Source organism: Acidiphilium sp. PM (assembly GCF_000219295.1).
GTDB classification, from domain to species: domain Bacteria; phylum Pseudomonadota; class Alphaproteobacteria; order Acetobacterales; family Acetobacteraceae; genus Acidiphilium; species Acidiphilium multivorum.
Genome location: NZ_AFPR01000054.1, coordinates 1 through 1,292 on the forward strand (window position 1 = coordinate 1; position 1,292 = coordinate 1,292).

Genomic DNA, 1,292 nt, shown 5'->3' on the forward strand with positions numbered 1-1,292 from the left:
TTCGCCCGCCGCGCGGCGTGGAACAGGAACTGACGCAGCGCCGGCGCCCGCCAGCCGTCCTCGTCGAGCAGAATGTCGACCGGCGCGAACAGCTCATGCGCATGGGCGATATTGCATGCCGCGAACTCCCGGAAATGCTTGGTCTTGAGCGCGTAGAGCACGCGCATGTCGCGCACCGGCAAGGCAATTGCGGTCTCGGGGGCGGTGTCGAACAGGCCGGCGCGCTCCCAGCGCGGCGTCGCGTCGCGCTCGTCGACCGGCCGGCGGAGCCACACGGCCGGGCAGGAGACCAGCAGCGAATGCAGGCTCGGCGTGTAGCGGGACCGCTTGTCGAGCAGGTTCTGCAGGCTGCCGCAGACCTCGACGGCGAAAATGTCCACATAGGGATCGGCGCCGGTTCCGCCGAACCAGAGCCACAGCCCGTCCGGGAAGGTCCGCATGCGGGAGGCGCCGGGAATTTTCAGGGACGGGGCGTCGTTTTCCATCGCCGGCCCCGGCCGGGCCTTGAGCCACACGCCGCGGCCGCGCGGATCCGCGTGTTCGAGGCCGGGAGGCGTCTGCGGCCAGGCCCGGATCCGTTCGCGCACGAAAGCGTCCATCGTCTGAAAATGCGTCATTTTTCATCCATCCCGATAGTAGTACACTGCAAATTACTACCTTAGGTAGTATCATGTCTCCCGGTTCGGTTTGCAAGCCGAATCGGCATTGAGGCTAAAACTTTATTAATTTATGGATTTTCCATCGACGCGCCGCGCCATTCCCGTTACGGAAGCATCGTTCCGCGCGCTGTGCGGGTGGAGCCAGGCCATGGCGCCTTGGCGCCCGGTGACAGCCGATCCGGCGATGGGATAAGGTCATTCCATGAACGAATTGAAGGAGAGAAGCGAGAATCGCCCAGCGGTCTCGCGGGCCACACCGGTCGACGGCTCGCGCAGGAGCCGCCGGCCCTTCATCATTCTGGTCCTGGTGCTGCTTGGCCTCGCCGGCGCCAGCCTCGTCTACTGGTGGCGCACCAGGGATTTCGCCTCGACCACCGACGCCGAGATCGACGGCTCGATCCACCAGATCGCCCCGCGCATCTCCGGTCAGGTCGTCGCCGTGCTCGTCAAGGACAACCAGCATGTCGTCCGCGGCCAGCTTCTGGTCCGCCTCGATGACGGCACGCAGAAAGTGGCGCTCGACCGGGCCGAGGCCGAACGGGCCCAGGCCCAGGCCCAGCTCGGCGCCCGCGAGGCCGATCTCGCCGAGGCGCGCGCCAATGTCGAGGTGGCCGACGCGACCCTCTTCCGGGC

General features: G+C 66.6%; 2 protein-coding genes. One reads left to right on the forward strand and one right to left on the reverse strand.

Annotated elements, in window-relative coordinates:
• Window positions 1-617 (reverse strand): hypothetical protein (locus APM_RS01875; protein WP_007421662.1); only part of this gene is annotated, 617 nt, incomplete at its 3' end.
• A gap of 244 nt (window positions 618-861) precedes the next feature.
• Here APM_RS01875 and APM_RS01880 point away from each other — a divergent pair.
• Window positions 862-1,292, forward strand: a 431-nt coding sequence (locus APM_RS01880) for a biotin/lipoyl-binding protein (RefSeq protein ID WP_007421663.1), incomplete at its 3' end; no start/stop codon positions are given.